11 protein-coding genes and 2 pseudogenes are annotated in these 16,644 nt (G+C 69.3%); 6 read left to right on the top strand and 7 right to left on the bottom strand.

Annotation, left to right across the window (positions count from 1 at the left end; translation table 11 throughout):
- The 5 genes and pseudogenes from ON37_RS34850 to ON37_RS25370 form a co-directional block, all read right to left on the bottom strand.
- A pseudogene (locus ON37_RS34850) lies at positions 1-1,160 on the bottom strand (hypothetical protein); the annotation flags it as partial.
- Positions 1,157-4,115, bottom strand: a pseudogene (locus ON37_RS34335) (MMPL family transporter). The pseudogenes ON37_RS34335 and ON37_RS34850, both read right to left, overlap by 4 nt.
- Complete coding sequence (locus ON37_RS25380; RefSeq protein ID WP_040722856.1) at positions 4,115-4,804, bottom strand: NYN domain-containing protein; 690 nt, start codon at positions 4,802-4,804, stop codon at positions 4,115-4,117. The pseudogene ON37_RS34335 and the gene ON37_RS25380 overlap by 1 nt, the downstream one beginning before the upstream one ends.
- 47 nt (positions 4,805-4,851) lie before the next feature.
- Positions 4,852-5,718, bottom strand: coding sequence for a tRNA (guanosine(46)-N7)-methyltransferase TrmB (gene trmB, locus ON37_RS25375; RefSeq protein WP_373282086.1), 867 nt, complete (start codon positions 5,716-5,718; stop codon positions 4,852-4,854).
- 176 nt (positions 5,719-5,894) lie between these two features.
- A complete protein-coding gene (locus ON37_RS25370) occupies positions 5,895-7,247 on the bottom strand; it encodes a lipase family protein (RefSeq protein WP_040722839.1) in 1,353 nt (450 codons plus the stop codon).
- A gap of 403 nt (positions 7,248-7,650) precedes the next feature.
- Between ON37_RS25370 and ON37_RS25365 the strand changes: the two genes are divergently transcribed.
- From ON37_RS25365 to ON37_RS25345, 5 genes are all read left to right on the top strand, one after another.
- Positions 7,651-8,796 (top strand): P-loop NTPase family protein, encoded by a 1,146-nt coding sequence (locus tag ON37_RS25365; RefSeq protein WP_245553452.1) that lies wholly within the window; start codon positions 7,651-7,653, stop codon positions 8,794-8,796.
- 40 nt (positions 8,797-8,836) lie between these two features.
- Positions 8,837-10,396: a hypothetical protein gene (locus tag ON37_RS25360; protein ID WP_085997396.1), complete on the top strand. Its 1,560-nt coding sequence runs from the start codon at positions 8,837-8,839 to the stop codon at positions 10,394-10,396.
- A 284-nt stretch (positions 10,397-10,680) separates the two neighbouring features.
- Positions 10,681-12,513: a phosphoenolpyruvate carboxykinase (GTP) gene (locus ON37_RS25355; RefSeq protein ID WP_040722835.1), complete on the top strand. Its 1,833-nt coding sequence runs from the start codon at positions 10,681-10,683 to the stop codon at positions 12,511-12,513.
- 269 nt (positions 12,514-12,782) lie between these two features.
- On the top strand, positions 12,783-13,019 hold the full coding sequence (locus tag ON37_RS25350; RefSeq protein WP_157171585.1) for a hypothetical protein: 237 nt from the start codon (positions 12,783-12,785) through the stop codon (positions 13,017-13,019).
- Positions 13,020-13,218: 199 nt separating this feature from the next.
- Positions 13,219-13,503, top strand: coding sequence for a hypothetical protein (locus ON37_RS25345; protein ID WP_040722834.1), 285 nt, complete (start codon positions 13,219-13,221; stop codon positions 13,501-13,503).
- 7 nt (positions 13,504-13,510) lie between these two features.
- Here ON37_RS25345 and ON37_RS31190 read toward each other — a convergent pair whose 3' ends face one another.
- Both ON37_RS31190 and ON37_RS25335 read right to left on the bottom strand, forming a co-directional pair.
- The gene (locus tag ON37_RS31190) at positions 13,511-14,182 is read right to left on the bottom strand and encodes an LppU/SCO3897 family protein (RefSeq protein WP_083893271.1); all 672 of its coding nucleotides are present in this window, start codon (positions 14,180-14,182) and stop codon (positions 13,511-13,513) included.
- 321 nt (positions 14,183-14,503) lie between these two features.
- Positions 14,504-15,304: a class I SAM-dependent methyltransferase gene (locus ON37_RS25335; RefSeq protein ID WP_051032024.1), complete on the bottom strand. Its 801-nt coding sequence runs from the start codon at positions 15,302-15,304 to the stop codon at positions 14,504-14,506.
- A gap of 174 nt (positions 15,305-15,478) precedes the next feature.
- On the opposite strand from ON37_RS25335, the gene ON37_RS25330 reads away from it, so the two are divergent.
- A complete protein-coding gene (locus ON37_RS25330; protein WP_040722850.1) occupies positions 15,479-16,642 on the top strand; it encodes a glycosyltransferase family 4 protein in 1,164 nt (387 codons plus the stop codon).
- Positions 16,643-16,644 lie beyond the last annotated feature (2 nt).

Here is a 16,644-nt window from a genome sequence, read left to right as displayed (position 1 = left end):
CCGACACCGCCGGGCGTGCCGGCGGTGTCGGTTCGGAGCCGGGTGCCGCTCGTCTCGGTTCGCCCTGGCTCGGCGGGATCTGTCCGCGGCTCGGCTGTCCCGCCGCTCCCGTGTCCGGGGGAGCCGGGCGTCGATTCGGCCGGGCCCGGCAGCGACGATGCGCGACCGCCCGGCGCGGCAGGCGGTTGGCCGTGCGGAGCGGGAACCGGCCGGACTTCGCCCGGTCGATGGGCCGACGGTGCCTGCCCGTGCGGACCCGGCCCCTGCTCGGTCCGGCCGGACATGGGCGTTTGCTCGCTTCCCGGGGTCGCATGGTGCCGCTCGTCCGGGCGTGCGGGCGGGAATTGGTCGCGGGAAGCAGGTTCGCGCGGGCCGCGAGCCGTCGGCGACTGCGGATCGCCTGCCGAGGCCTGCCACAGATCGGCCCGGGTTGCGCCCGGAGTCCGGAATTCCTTTGCGGCACTGCCCTTTCCGTCGAATCCCCGAATATCGGCGGGCGGATTCGAGGGGCCGCCGGGAACGCTACGCGACGGTTCGGCGGCGGACGGCCGCTCACCCGGCGCGACCCACTGCGAGCGGTCGGCGGGACGTGGTGACTGCGCGCCGGGTTCGGTAGCCGGTCGGGCCGCAGCCGAGGTCGGGTCCTGGCCGCTCGGCGCGGCCTCGCCCGGGTGATACGGCGGGGCGTCCGGGCGATACAGCTGCGCGCGAACCGACGGATGCGGCGGCACCTTCGACGGTTTCGGCGGCAGCACGCGCGGAGTGGTCCCGACCGGTGCGGTGGGCGGGACCGAGTCGGTGGCATCCGGCGCGGTATCGGGGCCGGGCACCGTGCGCGGCGGCATGCCGGGACGAACCACCTGGGGCGGACGGATCGGGTTCCGGGCGGGCGCCGTGGGGTCGGAGTTCGGCAGCGACACCGTCGGCGGGGTCGGCGCCGCTCGGCGCTCGTCCGGGCCGGTTCCGCCGGGGCGCTGCGCATCGATCGAACCGGCCGGCTTCCCGGCGCCGAAGTCCGGCTGCTGTCCGTGGTCGTCGGCCGGGTGCTCACCGAAGGCGTCGAACGTCGCGGCCGGTCCCGTCGGGCCGTTGTCGACCGGATGGCTGTCCGGGGTATCGGCCGCGTGCGCGGGGTCGACGAACGCGGACCCGCCGATCACTCCGGTATCGCGGACATCGCCGGCCGCGGGGCCGCCGCTGTAGGGAGGCTGCGGCCGCGCAGGCGGGGGCAGCACGCGAGCGGACCGGATGCCAGGCGTTTGCGGCGGGTTTGACGGTTGCGCGGTGGGCGGGGCGGACGGCGACGCGCTCGACGCGGCCGAGTCGTCGCCCGCATCGCTCGCGGTCGCGGTGGTTGCCGATTCGTCCGCAGCTGCCGCGTCCCGTTTGCCGGAGCGGGACTTGCCCGAATCGGCCGTCGGCGCATCTGCGCCGGAACGGGATTTGCGGAAGAAGCCCTTTCGCTTGGCCGGTGCGGAGGCGGCGGAATCGGCGCCGGCCGAGTCCGGAGTCCCCGCTTCGGGGTCGGCACTCGTGGAGCCGATGTTCTTCGAGGCGGTGTCTTTCGGGGCGGTGTCTTTCGGGGCGGTGTCTTTCGAGCCGGTGTCTTTGGAGGCGGTGCCTCTCGAGCCCTTGTCGGTCGAATCCGCCTTGGCAGGCTTCGAGGCCTTCGAGGAAGACTGGTCCGAACTCTTCCCCGACGTGGTCGAGCTCACCGCGCGAGCTCCGGAGGAGCCTTTCTCGGCGGCGGCCGCAGCGGCGGCCGCGAGGACCTCCGGATCGATCCGATCCAGCTGCTCGGTCGGCGCCTCGGGATCGACGCGCAGGAATTTCAGCCGGCGCGGTTTCCGCGGCCCCTTGGTGGTCCCGTCCGGCAGCTGCGGCAGTTGCATGGTGACCGGATCGGTGACCGGGGTTGTCTTGACCAGGTCCACGACCTCCCCGGTGCCCGGCCGCTCGTCGTCGAGGATCGGTTCACCCAGACCGATGCGCTGCTGAATCCGCTTCATCCAGGCCGGGGCCCACCAGCAGTCGTCGCCCAGCAGTTTCATCGTCGCCGGCACCAGCAGCATGCGCAGCACGGTGGCGTCGATGAACAGCGCGGCCATCATGCCGTACGCGATGTACTGCATCATCACCAGATCGGAGAAGGCGAACGCGCCGACCACGACCAGCAGGATCAGCGCGGCCGCGGTGATGATGCGGCCCGTCTGCGCGGTACCGGTGCGCACCGCCTCCGTCGTACTCGCGCCCTGGGCGCGGGCCTCGACCATCCGGGAGAGCAGGAAGACCTCGTAGTCGGTGGACAGACCGTAGATCACCGCCATGATCAGCACCAGAACCGGCGACATGATCGGTTGCGGCGTGAAATTGAGCAGGCCGGCGCCGTGGCCGTCGACGAAGATCCAGGTCAGGATGCCGAGTGTGGAGCCGAGGCCCAGGGCGCTCATCAACGCCGCCTTGATCGGCAGCACCAGCGAACCGAAGGTCAGGAACATCAGCAGGGTCGTCACGAAGACGACCAGCACGATCATCAACGGCATCCGATCCAGCAGCGAATCGATGCTGTCCTGCATCAGGACCGGCTGGCCGCCGACCATCAGATCCACATCGTCGGGCACGTGGATCGAGCGCAGATAGGCGATCGTGTCCTCGATGTTCGCGTCCGGCGCCGTCGTCGCCTCGGACACCCAGACGTCGGAGCCGTTCGGCGGGATGCCGGGCGTGCCGAAGGGGTCGGTGAGTCCCGGGGCGCCACTGGCCTCGTCGAGGATGGCCTTGATCTCGCTGGTGTTCTGGGTGGTGATGACCAGCTGAATCGGGTCGGTCTGGCGCAGCGGGAAGATCTCGTCGAACTTCTCCTGCGCCATGCGGGTCGGATTGTCCGGCGGCAGATAGGTTTCGCTGATCCCGCCGAACTTCAGGTTCTTCACCGGGATGATCAGCAGCAGCAGGACGATGCACAGCGGCACCGCCACCTTCAGCGGATGCTTCATCACCCACTGGGTGGTGCGGCCCCAGAATCCGTTCTCGACTTCCTCGGCCGTCTTGGTCTTGCGGAACCGCTTGAGTCCCAGCGCATCCACCCGCGGCCCGAGGATCGACAGCAGGGCGGGCAGGATGGTGAGCGAGGCCACCGCGGCCAGCAGCACGGTCGCGATGGTGCCGTAGGCGACCGACTTCAGGAAGCCCTGCGGGAACAGCAGCATGCCGGCGCTGGCCGCGATGATCATGGTCGCGGAGAAGGTGACCGTGCGTCCGGCGGTCATCACCGATCGGCGGACGGCCTGGCGGGTGGTGTAACCCTCGGCCAGCTCCTCGCGGAAACGGCTGACTATGAACAAGCCGTAGTCGATCGCCAAGCCCAAGCCGATCATCGACACCACGGCCCCGACGAACGAGTTCACCTCGGTGACGTGGGTGATCGCCATGACGATGCCGTTGGCGCCGAGGACGGTCAGCCCGCCGATGATCAGCGGCAGCGCGGCGGCGACGATACCGCCGAAGATGAAGAACAGCAGGATCGCGACGGCCGGAATGGCCAGGATCTCCATGCGCTTCTGATCGGAGGCGATGGTGTCGTTCAACGTGCCCGCGACCGGCTGCATGCCCGCCAGCTGCACATCCACGCCGGGGATGTAGAAGGCGTCCTTGACCGCGCGGTAGTTGTTCATCGTGCTCGTGTCGTCGTCACCCTTGATGGCGACGGACGCGAACGCGTACTTCTTGTCCTTACTACCGGTGGCCGAGGCGCTCCAATCGCCGGTATCGGTCTTCCAGTAGGCGACGTTGACCTTCGCGATCTGGTCCGGATGATCCTTGGGCAGGCTGTTCAGATTCTCGGTGATCTTGCGGCCGAACTCCGGATCGTCGATGGTCTTACCGTCCGGAGCGGTATAGAGGACGATCACATCGGACATGTGGTCGCGGCCGTAGACCTCGTCCTTGAGCACGGCGGCCTGCGAGGACTCCGCACCGGGATCGAACCAGCCGCTGGAGCTCAGATGGTTTTCCAGACCGAATCCGTACGCCCCCAGGGCGAGAAGTGCGGCCACCGCTACACCCAGCACGGTGTAGCGGAACTTGTGGACCAGCTCGCCCCAGCGGGTGAACACTAAGCGACTCCTTGAGCGGGGCGGGAGGTGAGCAGCGCGGACAGCGGCCGGAAGGGCTGCAGCCAGGCTCCCTCGTCGGGCAGCGAGTCGAGGCTGACCCGGGGCAGCGGTTCACGGAACACGCCCGGGATGTCCTCGAGGTCGACGAAGTCGAGGATATCGGACGTCACCGCCCAACTCGCGTGCTCGCGGAATCCGAGCACCTGGACCGGAACCCCGGTGGCGGCGACCTCCTCGAGCGGTTCACGGAACGCCTGACCGTCCGCGGAGGCCACCATGATCCCGGCCAGTCCCGCGCCACGGCGACGTAACTGAATATGTGCCAGCATGTCGCTGTCGACGTCGGAATCCTCGTCGATCTTCGGTTTGGCGAAGACGGCATAGCCGACGTTGCGCAGCGCCTCGACCCATGGCCGCACCACGTCGGCCGTGCCCGGGGCGATATTGGTGAAGACCGTGGCCTCCGGCTCGATGCGTTGTGTGCTGCCGGCCGACAGCTCCGCCGTGCGGGCCAGCAGCCAGCGGCCGAGCGCGTCGAAACGCGGGCGATAGGCCGCGGTCGGACGGCCGCCGAGGATGGCCCCCAAGCCCATATCGAGGTTCGGCGCATCCCACACCAGCAGCACGCGCCGCACCCCGCTGGGCTCGGCGACCGGGGTCGTGGGCTCCGAATCGCTGCCGTGCACCATTCCGGCAACCTCATCGGCGGCCTGGGCCATCTCCGTCGGACTCATACCTAGATCTTCCCCCAAATGAATTCGGTGATCGCGCTTCCGGCGCGATGTGCCTTGCTCTCGAACTTCGTCACCGGGCGTTCGAGGCCGATCACCGTTTCGGTGCGGGGATGGTCCGGATCGCCGCCGGTCGCCTCGTTGAGGCCCACGAGCTGCGGTTCTGCCGCGCCCACCTCGGCGATATGTTCGGCATAGCCGGCATGGTCGGTGGCCACGTGCAGAATTCCGCCCGACTGCAGGCGGCTGGCGATCAACGCCATCGTGGCCGGCTGCAACAGCCGGCGCTTGTGGTGTCTGGCCTTGGGCCAGGGATCCGGGAAAAACACCCGCACGCCAGCTAGCGAATTCTCGGCAATCATGTGTTCGAGGACATCCACCGCATCGCCGCGCAGCAGCCGGATGTTCTCGATGCCCTCGCGCTCGATCCGCTGCACGAGCTGGGCCAGACCGGGCTTGTAGACCTCGATGCCGATCAGGTCGAAATCCGGTTCGGCCTGGGCCATCGCGGCGGTCGCGGTGCCGGTGCCGCAGCCGATCTCGATGATCAGCGGCGCGGTCCGGCCGAACCAGGCGGCGGCGTCGAGCGGTTCGTCGCTCACCTCGCGCCCGATCCGCGGCCACATGCGCTCCCAGGATTGCTGCTGAGTCGCGGTCAGCGCGCCGCGGCGCGATCGAAAGCTGGTCACCCGCGGATACAGGCGGGAGGGCTCGCGCTCGGGCGCAGTGCTGCCGCCTCCGGCCCCGTCGCTTCCGGCGGCGTCGATGCGCCGTTCGCGGGGGGCTGCGTGGTTACGCACGCTGCCGCCTCCGGCCCCGTCGCTTCCGGCTGAGTCCTCGCGCCGTTCGCGGGGGCCTGCGTGGTTACGCACGCTGCCGCCTCCGGCCCCGTCGCTTCCGGCGGTGTGCTTCGCGGCGTCGTTCACGGCGTCCATTGTCCAGTATCCGATGATCAGCGCCGCAATCGAGGCGCGCCAACGGCAGAAAGCCCGGCTCAGGCGGTATCACCGGGGTCCGCTGCGGTTGCTCGGCGGTGGCTTCGACCCGGTCAGGCGGCCAGGGGCTGGGCATCCGGGAGTTGCGGTTCGCTCTGCTTGCCCAGCGGCAGACCCAGGATCACCCGGCCCGCGGTTCCGGCCATGTCGAGCAGTCCGCGCCAGCGGGCGGGTGTGGCCGCCACCGACCAGACGGTCCGGGTGTCGGTCTCGGTGACCGGCCGGCCGGCGATGCGATCGGCGAGCCAGTCCAGACTCAGCGGGGTGGCCAGCGGTAACAGCGAGAAATGGTCACTGAGCCGGTCGCGGAGGTAGCCGACCACCGCGCCGCCGCTGCGATAGCGCTCGACCTGCGCGTCGATGCACGAGACGTCGATGATCCGGTCGTGCAGGGGCTGGACGACCAGCACCGGGCAGCGCGGCGTGTGCTGTCCCAGTCGCATGTCGTCGAACATCGCGCACATGGCGGGCGTGCTCAGCACCTGTTCCAGCGGCTGATCCAGATACTTGCTCACGTCCTGGCCGGCCAGCCGGGCCAGCGCCACGATCGGCGGCAGCTGCGCCGCGCGTTCCAGCAACCGCTCGCCGGCCGCGCTGATCCGGCCGTCGAGCACCTCGCCCAGCACCGGATAGACCTGGCGCAGAGCCGCGATCACGATCGCCGGGAACCCCGCGTACCGACCGCCGTTGAGCCGGATGAACACCTCGCCCGGATCGCCGACCGGAGCGCCCAGCACGGCCCCGGCGATGGCCAGCTCCGGCGCGTAGGTCGGGGCCATCTCGATCAGCCACGAGCCGGCCATCCCGCCACCGGAATAACCCCACACCACCACGGGTGTGTCCGCGCCGAGGCCGAGCGGGCCGAAGTGCAGGGCCGCGCGGATGCCGTCCAGCCCCCGGTAGCCGGGTTCGCGCGGCGCGCCGAACCGGCCGTCGGGTCCCTCGTGATCGGCGATGCCGACCGCCCAGCCGCGACGCAGCGCGTTCGCGATCAGCAGCCATTCCAGCTGCGTGATGGAACCGGGCACGATCGCCCCGTGGCGCAGGGCGTAGGACGGGGTGCACCGCTCGGTGACGGCATCGATGGCCGATTGGAACGCCAGCAGCGGGCGCGGTTCGGCCGGATCGGCGCCGTCCGGTAACAGCACGGTGGTCACCGCGGCTTCGGCCTGTCCGTGCAGGTCGTTGCTGCGATACAGCAGTTGCCACGCGGTCACCCGCTGCGGAATCAGACCCAGCAGCGCGATCCGGACGGGCCGGCTGCGCAGCACGGCGCCGGGGGCGTGGGCGGCCAGGTCGGCGGGCGGACGATAGAAGGGGTCCTGGGACGGCGGCAGCGGCCGCTCCTGCTTCGGTGTGACGGCGGCGGGGCCGTCGTTACCGATGACGTCGACGCTGACGCTCATCGCAACCTCCTTCGGATCCGCGGGGCCGGTGCATGACGGCATCCGGCGAACCGGGATCCACACCGCCGTGGCCGCGCGCCGGCGATGCGGCCGGCGGCTACAGCGTAGGTGATCGGATCCGTGACCCGTTGCTTCACCACGATCGAATTGTGCTGTGCCACAAGCGCAACCAACCCGGCACCGGCAACATTCCCAATTCCGGGAGTATTCGCCGCCCACCTGCGGCAACGGCGGTCGTCGGCAGCGTTGTCGCCGATAGCGGCCTCGGGCAAGCGGATTCATGTGATCGATTGCACATTCGGTGCGGCGCAACGATGATCGGCGGGCCCGTTGAAATCCGTGGCCGATGCCGACAAACGGGCCGGCTTCTGACAGAATTTGCCGCCGGAAGGGGGTATCAGCCGTGTCGAGAGCCACCGCAACCAGCATGTCGCCGGGGTTCGCGAACGAACAATACGGCGGGCCCGCACCGGAACTCGAGCAGCTCATCGCCACCGTGCGCATCGGCGCCGAATCCGACCGGCGCATCGCCGACCAGTTGGCCACGGCCGCGCAACGTTTCCGGCGGCCGCTGCGGATCCAGGTGACCGGCCGGGCGGGCGCCGGAAAATCCACTCTGCTGCGGGCGTTGGCCCTGATGTCGGCGGAGGAGACCACGCCGGTCGATCAGCCGGGTGTGTCCGATCCGGTACTCGATGCCGATCTGGTCGTCTACGTGCTGGCCGGTTCGCTGCAGGCTGCCGATCGCCGCGTCCTCGAATCGCTGCGTCCGGACAACACTCTGGTCGTGCTGAACAAGGCCGATGCCGTGGGTTCGCGCTGGGCCGATGCGGTGGCGGCGGCCGATCAGGCCGCGCACGGGCTGAGCATGCCGGTCGCGCCGGTGGTCGCCGAGCTGGCCGTGCACACCCGCGCCGGGACGCCGAGCGACGACGATCTGCGCACGCTGCGCCGCCACGCGGCCGGCAACGCGACCGCCTTGACGTTGTCGCCGGACCTGTTCGTCGACGCGGCGGCCGGTCCGGATGTGGCCGAGCGCCGGGCGGTGCTGGATCGGTGGGGCTTGCACGGTGTCGCTTGTGCGCTGGTCGCGCTGCGGCACGACCCCGGACTCGGCCCGCAGCAGTTGCTGCAGTTGTTGCACGCGGCCACCGGGATCGATCCGGTGCACGCCCGGCTACATCAGCGCTACGAGCAGATCGCGGCCCTGCGGGGTGGTGAACTGCTCGACGAGCTGGGCCGGATCGCCGCGCGGGCGGTTCCGCGTGGGGACGGCGGACGTGCACGCGATCTGATCGAGGATTACCTCGCCGGTGACGAGGCGCTGCGGATCGCGTTGCGGGCCGGCCTGGCCTGTCCCGAGGTGCGCCACCTGGCGGCCGGATACCCGGCCGTGATGCCGTCGGATGCCGATGACGCCCTGGTTCGCGCGCAGCGCTGGCGGGCGGTCGCCGCCGGCGAAATGCCGGCCGGTGCCCGTCGCGCCGCGATCCGGTTGCACAACGGATATATCCGGATGTGGGAGCGGATGAGCAGTGCCGGATTGTGAGGTGCCGGCTGGTGAGGCGCCGAGACGGCCGGCGCCGGAGGTGACCGCGCCGTCGGCCGCCGACCCCGAGGTGCTGGCCGTCGTCGAGCGCTGGAATCCGCAAGGCGGTGCCTTACTGCGAGCCGTTACATCGGAAGGATCCGGATCGGGCTTCGGAGTATCCACCGAAGCTGGTGCTGCCCAAGCGTTTTCGGTGATCCTCATCGGTCCCGACGATGCCAACACCACCCTGTTGCGGACCGAACTCGCCCGCTTCGAACCGCGCCTCGTCCTCACCGACCCGGTCACGGAGCCGGAAACGCTGGTGGCGGCAACTGTTTTCGGTCCCGACTCGGCTCCGTCGGTGGCGCTGGTGTTATTGGATCCGGGCGCCGCCGTCGGTAACGCGCTGCTCGGCCCGATCGCCCGACTGCACTCCGGACGCGCGCGAATCCTGTTTGCCATGAACGGAATTCACGCCCATCCCGATTGGCGTTCGGTGCTGCGCCGCGATGCGGCGATGCTGGCCGATGTGCTCGGCGCCGAACCGGAGATCCTGCCGGTTTCGGCGCGGCTCGCGGTGGCCGCTCGGAGCAATGGTGATGCCGCGCTCCTGGACCGGTCCGGCCTGGCCGCCCTGCACGCGCAGTTGAGTATCGCCGTGGGAGCGCGCGCCGGTTCCGAGCGGTCGGCCGGGGTCACCGCGCGGGTGCTCGCCGACACCCGTGCCCGGGTACTGGGTCAGATCGAGGCGCTGCGGTCGGGGACGGCGGTGGCCCGGGTGCGCGCCGAACGCACCGCCGCACTGGCCGGACGCGATGGCGGCCGGGCCCAGGCGCTGGCGTCACTGCGCAACCGGCTGCAATTGGCCCGGGTCGACCTCGTCCACGAGGTGGGCGCGCGGGTCCGGACGGTGAACGCCACCGCGCGTGCCGATCTGGACCGGCTGGATCGCCGTTCGGTGCGCGGCTATCCCGACCGATTGCAGGCGACGGTGAATCAGGCCACGGCCGAACTCGACGGCGTGGTCCGCCATCGGCTGGCCGAACTGGCCCGTCAGGTCGAGGCGATGAGCGGCCCGGCCGAATCGGAGTCGCGCCCGGCCGCCGGGCCGGAGCCGAGCCCGCCGACCGATCCCGCGCCCCGGGTGGGACCGGATCCGGAGCGCCGGCCGCGCGGTGTGGAGGATCGGTTGATGATCGCGCTCGGCGCCTCCGCCGGTTTCGGCCTGGGCCGGCTGATCGTTGCGCCGCTGTCGCTGGTGCCGGCCCTCGATATCGCGACGGTACCGATCACGCTGGCGCTCGGCGCGGGCGTGGCTTGGTGGGTGGTGCGGGCCCGCGGTCATCTCGCCGATCGGGCGCATCTGCGGCAATGGGTGACCGATGTCCTGGTCAATGTGAAGGCCCAGCTCGAGCAGCGGGTGGCGACGGCCCTGGTGGTGGCGGAGTCCGAACTGACCGAGCAGGTGGTCCGCGCGAGCACGGCCCGGATGGTGGCGGCCGAGCGCCGGGTCGCCGAGCTCGACGGGCAACTGCGCCGCATGGCCGCCGAACAGCCCGCCCAGCTCGCCGCCTGCGAGCGCGATCTGGCGATCCTGGACGCCGCGACAACCGACTGATCGGTGTGGCCGGGGTTTGCTCGCCGCGCACACCCGCGCGGTCCGTGGCGATGGGAAGGTTTCGACCGGGTCCCGAGTGAGCAACCCCATTCCGTACCGACCGTCACATCGCGTTAACCTCTTTACTTAAGGAATCCGGGTGTCCGTCTCGTTCTCGTACGCCGCCCAGCCGGGGCGCGCTGTTCGGCGAGGCGGGCGGATGTCCACAGCCAACGGCGGCCTTCCTGGTGTTGAGAGCTGTCTCGGCAGCTTCCTACCCCGCCGCTCATCTCAGGAGAGTTTTCATGACCTCAGCGACCATTCCTGGTCTTCACGGATCCGATGGCACCGCGCCGACCAAGCATGCCGGACTGCTCGCCTGGGTGCAGGAGGTCGCAGAGCTCACCCAGCCGGATCGGGTCGTCTGGGCGGACGGCTCCGACGAGGAGTGGGATCGCCTGACCACGCAGCTGGTCGAGGCCGGAACCTTCCGCAAGCTCAACGAGCACAAGAAGCCGAACTCCTTCCTGGCGCTGTCGGACCCCTCGGACGTCGCGCGCGTGGAGTCGCGCACCTACATCTGTTCGCGCAGTGAGGCCGACGCCGGCCCGACCAACAACTGGGTCGATCCGGACGAGATGCGGGCCACCATGACCGAGCTGTACCGCGGCAGCATGAAGGGCCGCACCATGTACGTGGTGCCGTTCTGCATGGGCCCGCTGGGCGCCGAGGACCCGAAGCTGGGCGTGGAGATCACCGATTCCGAGTACGTCGTCGTCTCGATGCGCGTGATGACCCGGATGGGCAAGGCCGCGCTGGACAAGCTCGGCACCGATCGCCCGTTCGTGAAGGCGCTGCATTCGGTCGGTGCGCCGCTGGCCGAGGGCCAGGCCGATGTTCCGTGGCCGTGCAACGACACCAAGTACATCACCCACTTCCCGGAGGACCGCGAGATCTGGTCCTACGGCTCCGGTTACGGCGGTAACGCGCTGCTGGGCAAGAAGTGCTACTCGCTGCGCATCGCCTCGGCGATGGCCCACGACGAGGGCTGGCTGGCCGAGCACATGCTGATCCTGAAGCTGATCTCGCCGGAGAACAAGAACTACTACATCGCCGCCGCCTTCCCGAGCGCCTGCGGTAAGACCAACCTCGCGATGCTGCAGCCGACCGTGCCCGGCTGGCGCGCGGAAACCCTGGGTGACGACATCGCCTGGATGCGGTTCGGCGAGGACGGCCGCCTCTACGCGGTGAACCCGGAGTACGGCTTCTTCGGTGTCGCCCCCGGCACCAACCGCAGCTCCAACCCGAACGCCATGGCCACCCTGGAGGCGGGCAACACCGTCTACACCAACGTCGCGCTGACCGACGACGGCGATGTCTGGTGGGAGGGCCTGGAGGGCGAGCCCGACCACCTGATCGACTGGAAGGGCAACGACTGGTACCTCCGGGAGACCGAAACCCTTGCCGCGCATCCGAACTCGCGCTATTGCACGCCGATGTCGCAGTGCCCCACGCTGGCTCCCGAATGGGACGACCCGCAGGGCGTGCCGATTTCGGCGATCCTGTTCGGTGGCCGCCGCAAGACCACGGTCCCGCTGGTGACCGAGTCGTTCGACTGGCAGCACGGCGTCTTCATGGGTGCCACGATGTCGTCCGAGCAGACCGCCGCTGCCGAGGGCAAGGTCGGCAATGTCCGCCGCGACCCGATGGCGATGCTGCCGTTCATGGGCTACCACGTCGGTGACTACATGAACCACTGGATCAACCTGGGCAAGAACGCCGACGCCACCAAGCTGCCGAAGATCTTCTACGTCAACTGGTTCCGGCGCGGCGAGGACGGCCGCTTCCTGTGGCCCGGCTTCGGCGAGAACTCGCGCGTGCTGGAGTGGATCGTCAACCGCATCGAGGGTAAGGCCGACGCCGAGTCCACCCCGATCGGCAATGTGCCGACGGCGGCGGATCTGGACCTGGACGGCCTGAACGTCGATCCCGCCGATGTGGATGCCTCGCTGAAGGTCGACGTCGAGGAGTGGCGCCGGGAGATCCCGCTGATCGAGGAGTGGTTCGAGTTCGTCGGCGACAAGCTGCCGTCCGGCGTGCGCGACGAATTCGAGGCGCTCAAGCAGCGACTGGGCTGAGCAATCTCCCCGGTAACGGACCTCCGGTCTGTGTGACCGCACGAAAACCGGCCGCCCGCACCATCTTTGCCGATGGTGCGGGCGGTTTCTCATGTCGATTCCGCCGGAATTATGGCGCGCTTGTCCTATTCTTGATGTGTTCTGCATCTCACGGTTACTCCCCGCAGTTGCGGGGAATTAACCACTCGGCTGAACTGGATGCGTGCTGGTGCTCGTGGAGTCCGTCTGTCTGGCCAATTGGTCGGGTTATGTGGGAGGTGGGTGTGGGCATGACCGAACTCGAGTTCGATGCTGCAGATATCTCGCGATTAGCTGATGCGGGGTTGATCGATCCGGCCGCCTTCGCGCCGGTATCGGCGGGTGTGCCGTCGGAGAGCACGCCGCTGCAACGCGCCGCCGCGCGGTTGCAAGCGGTCTTGCCGCCCGGCTGGCAGGTCGATATCGAAGCGCCGCGGTCGCCGGGTGATCCACAGCCTGCGCTGCGGGTTCACCTGTCCGGCAACTGATCCGATTCCGTCCCCTGCGAATCGGTTTCGGCACAGCGGACATTCCGGGCTGTGTGATGCGCCGGAAAGGGCGCGAAATCCTACCTCGCGGTTCGGTTTTCGCAAAACGCACTATTGCGTTTCCCCTGAACACAGAGCATGCTTAGAGCAAACGTTTGTCGGACGATTTTACAAATGCAATCGCAGGGGAGTCCGAATCATGGCGGTGCAAGTGGTCGGCCGATCGCTGATGACCAGTGATCAGACCCCACATCAGGCAAGGTCCGTCGGAACCGGGGGCTGGGTGGTGTCCTTTCTGCCCGGCCGGACCTTGACACTCGAGCAGGCGACGGCGGCGCTGCAGGCGGCCGAGGCGGTGGCGGCGGTGCGTTCGCTCGCCGACCGCGTCGGCCTCACTCCGTTGGAAACCGTCGGTCTTGCCATGCAGGAACCGCCGTGGAGCGAGCCCGCGCGCCGCAGCCGCCGGCGCGGGTGGCTGGAATAACCGCAGCTCAGCGGCCCGCCTTGACCAAGCAGACGACCAGGGGCTCGGGCTTGGAATAGGTCAGATAACTCGTCGCCTCGTCACCGCAACCGGCGTCGCTCGTGGTTCCGGTGAGGATATCGGTCACGCGATGGGTGGCTTGTGCGCCGCAGGCAACCTTCGTGGTGTTGTCGAAGCTCTTGGCAATGCAGTCGCCACGGTGAACGTTGAGCTGCAAGCAGAGGGTGTAACCACCGCTGCCGGTCTGCCACACGCTCGCGTAATCGCCCTGTGGGCATTTCGCGACGCTGTCGTCGAGGCGGGCCGCGACGACGTAGTTGGCGGCCGTGGCGGCGCAGTCGGTGATGTCGACCTTCGGGTCGGTGCGACCGCCGCCGACCGCGACACACTGACCCGCTTCGACCTTTTCGGCATCGGATCGGGTGAAGTGGTGGCATCCCCAGGCGACGCCGCCGAGCACCGCCACCAGTACCGCGAGATTCAGCCATTGCCGGGGCGTGGTCTTCGGTGGTTTCGCCGGGGCGGCCGGTGCACCGAGATCGGCGTGGGGCGGAGCGGGCCGGTCGCTCGGCTGCGGGGGCCCGCCCGGTGCGTAGCCCGTCGGATACCCCTGTGGCGCTGGGGGATAGCCCCCGGACGGGTGGTTACTGGGTGGTGGGAACTGTGGCGGCATGGTCATGCTGCGGGTACTCCTGTGCGACAACGACATTGTGAAACGAATGGATTCGCCGGCAGGGTGGACGAACCGGATGGGAGGCCGACTCCCGGCGGAGCTCAGCTGTGAATCGGCAGGCGCGCTGTCCGCGCGCCGATCGCGCGGACCGCGCAATGACCGTTCGGCAGTTGCGAATTCGACACAGTGCCCCCCGTTTCCTCCGACCACGACAGCGTAGCTGGCGATCGGAACGACCGCGCCGCGGCCCCGGTTGTCCACCTGTGGAGCGGGCGGAATCCGGGACCCCTGGTGCCCGGTCGGCGCGGAAACGGAAAGGCTTGCAGCTCAGAGCTTTTGCGTGAGCGGGCGTTTTGCCGCGACCACGACCAGGTTGCTCACCAGCAGTTCCCGCACGCCCGGAACGCGCGTCAACCACCAGGCCCATCGCGGGTGGTAGCGCGGGAAGGTGGCCAGGATATGCGCTCGCTCCTCGGCCGCGCGGGCCCAGCGCAGGCCGTCGGCGGCGCCGACCGCGAACAGGGAGGTGCCGAAGCGGTTCTTCGGGGCGCGCCCGGTGCGGCGGGTGTAGCGCCGCGCCGCGAACTCGCCACCGAGGTAATGCCACGGGCCGGTCTCGTGACCGCCGAACGGGCCCAGCCAGACCGTGTAGGACAGCACCATCAGACCGCCCGGTTTGGTTATTCGGAGCATCTCGTCGGCCATCAGCCATGGGTCCGGCACATGTTCGGCGACATTGGACGACAGGCAGATGTCGACGGCGTCGTCGCGGATGGGCAGGGCCATGCCGGACCCGCGGACCGCGCCGGCCACGGTGAGACCGGCCGCGTGCATTTCGGCGGGGTCCGGTTCGATCGGCACATATCGGGCGCCCGCGGCCGCGAATTCGTCGGCGAAGTACCCTGGGCCGCCCCCGACATCGACGACGATCGTGCCGGTCAGGTCGCGTCCGGTCAGGTCGCGATAGAAATCCGCGATCAGATCGGCGGTGTCGGCGGCGATCCCGCCGTAGAACCGCGCGGGGTCGGTCTGCTCGAAGCGGAAACTGCCGAGCAGGCGCAGGGAACGGCGCAGGGTGGCCCGGCGCGCGAAGCGGGGACGCGGTCCGGTTCCGTCGGATCGAAGCATGGCCGAGCCAGTGTACGCAGCACCGTAGCGACCCCGAGGCGCGCCCGGCCGCTATGGTGGAGCCCACTGTCGTCCGATGTGAGCGATCTGGAGAACGTTGTGCCCGAAACCGGCCCCCGCGAGCCCTCCGAGGTCACGCGGGCTGCCGTCTCCCACGCCGCGCCGGTTCGCGAGGTGCTGCTGCTGTGCTGGCGCGATACCGGCCATCCGCAGGGCGGCGGCAGCGAGCGGTATCTGGAGCGGGTCGGGGCGCAGCTGGCCGCACGTGGGGTCAAGGTGACGCTGCGGACCGCACACTATCCCGGCGCACCGCGACGGGAGCGGATCGACGGCATCGAGATCAGCCGCGCCGGCGGCCGCTTCACGGTCTACCCACGCGCGCTGGCCGCGATCGCCGCCGGCCGGCTGGGGCTCGGACCGCTGCGCGGGCTGCGGCCGGACGCGGTGATCGACACTCAGAACGGCATCCCGTTCTTCGCTCGAACCGTCGCGGGCGCGCCCTCGGTGGTGCTGGTCCACCACGGGCATCGCGAGCAGTGGCCGGTGGCCGGGCGCGTGGTCGGCCGGATCGGCTGGTGGATCGAATCGTGGTTGTCGCCGCGAATGCATCGGCGCAATCAGTATCTGACCGTTTCGCTGCCGTCCGCCGAGGAGCTGGCCTCGCTCGGTGTCGACGCCACCCGCATCGCCGTGGTGCGCAACGGCGCCGAACCGGTCCCGGAGCAGGCACCGACCGGCGCGGAGCCGATGCGAACCCCCCATCCGAGCATCGTCGTCTTGTCGCGGTTGGTGCCGCACAAACAGATCGAGGATGCACTGGCGGTCGTCGCCGGTCTGCGCGACCGACTACCCGGCCTGCGTCTGGATGTGATCGGTGACGGGTGGTGGGCCGACAATCTGAAAAACCATGCCCACCAACTGGGTATCGCCGACGCGGTCGATTTCCACGGTTACGTGGACGAGCCGCGAAAGCACGAATTGCTGTCCCGCGCTTGGGTTCAGGTACTTCCGTCCCGCAAGGAGGGCTGGGGTCTGGCGGTGATCGAGGCCGCTCAGCACGGCGTCCCCACCATCGGTTACCGCAGCTCGAGGGGCCTGACCGATTCCATCGTCGACGGCGTGACCGGAATCCTGGTCGACGATCCGGCGCAGCTGACCGCGACCGCCGGGGAACTCCTCACCGACTACGAGGCGCGCATCGTCATGGGCGAGAAGGCCCGCGCCCGTGCCCGGGAATTCTCCTGGGAGCAAACAGGTTACGGCGTGGGCGCGGTCTTGGCCGCCGCCGCCCGAGGCGAATTCGTCTCGGGGCTGATCACCGGGCGAGCGCCCGACTAGCC

The organism is Nocardia veterana NBRC 100344, from assembly GCF_000308855.1.
Lineage (GTDB): Bacteria > Actinomycetota > Actinomycetes > Mycobacteriales > Mycobacteriaceae > Nocardia > Nocardia veterana.
Note: the sequence above shows the minus strand (reverse complement) of the source record. Positions and strands in the feature narration are given on the sequence as shown.

Excerpts from the sequence above, each read along its gene's own strand:
- ON37_RS25380 (WP_040722856.1), bottom strand. The coding sequence starts at position 4,804 with ATGGTGCACGGCAGCGATTCGGAGCCCACGACCCCGGTCGCCGAGCCC.
- ON37_RS25370 (WP_040722839.1), bottom strand. The coding sequence starts at position 7,247 with ATGAGCGTCAGCGTCGACGTCATCGGTAACGACGGCCCCGCCGCCGTC.
- ON37_RS25355 (WP_040722835.1), top strand. The coding sequence starts at position 10,681 with ATGACCTCAGCGACCATTCCTGGTCTTCACGGATCCGATGGCACCGCG.
- ON37_RS25350 (WP_157171585.1), top strand. The coding sequence starts at position 12,783 with ATGACCGAACTCGAGTTCGATGCTGCAGATATCTCGCGATTAGCTGAT.
- ON37_RS25345 (WP_040722834.1), top strand. The coding sequence starts at position 13,219 with ATGGCGGTGCAAGTGGTCGGCCGATCGCTGATGACCAGTGATCAGACC.
- ON37_RS31190 (WP_083893271.1), bottom strand. The coding sequence starts at position 14,182 with ATGACCATGCCGCCACAGTTCCCACCACCCAGTAACCACCCGTCCGGG.
- ON37_RS25335 (WP_051032024.1), bottom strand. The coding sequence starts at position 15,304 with ATGCTTCGATCCGACGGAACCGGACCGCGTCCCCGCTTCGCGCGCCGG.